The organism is Streptomyces sp. H27-H5 (assembly GCF_026627505.1).
Classification (GTDB): domain Bacteria; phylum Actinomycetota; class Actinomycetes; order Streptomycetales; family Streptomycetaceae; genus Streptomyces.
The window spans coordinates 1-472 of record NZ_JAPNLK010000277.1 but is presented as its reverse complement, the minus strand read 5'-3'; the positions used below and the strand labels follow the sequence as shown (position 1 = coordinate 472).

The following is a 472-nucleotide window of genomic DNA, read 5'->3' as shown; positions in this document are numbered from 1 at the left end:
CACCAGCTGGTCGACCGACTCCGACCAGAACCCCGGCGACCCCGGCGACATCGTCTTCACCGCCACCCAGACCGTCAACGGACTGACCTCCACCACCCAGGCCACCCTCACCGTCACCGTCCCCGAACAGGGTCCTTCTCTGACCTTGACCTCACCCGGCATCAAGTTTCCTAAATGGCAGCCATTTTCCGTTTCAGGAACAAGCACTTACGGAGAGGCTTATGTAAGCCTGTGGTATTACGCCAGCTGGGGCTGGGGCGACATCACCTCGGAACCCGGTAGATTCAATGGAGAAAATTGGACCGCTAAGGGGAGTGGCCAGGATGTCGGCTCATACAAGCTCAAAGGTGACTGTTTTGGACGGCCGGTGAGCTGCGGCGATGTGGTGCGAGGTGGTCCTGCGGGGCCGGTAGATTGACCTTGTGACCGATGCCCCGCCGCAGCTGCCCTCGTACGAGGAGTTGGCCGCGCT

At 61.0% G+C, this 472-nt stretch carries 1 protein-coding gene; it reads left to right on the top strand.

Translation table 11 applies throughout. The features are described 5' to 3' along the window. Positions 1-418: hypothetical protein (locus OTB19_RS42720; protein WP_267804254.1), on the top strand; the 418-nt coding region annotated here is incomplete at its 5' end. Positions 419-472 lie beyond the last annotated feature (54 nt).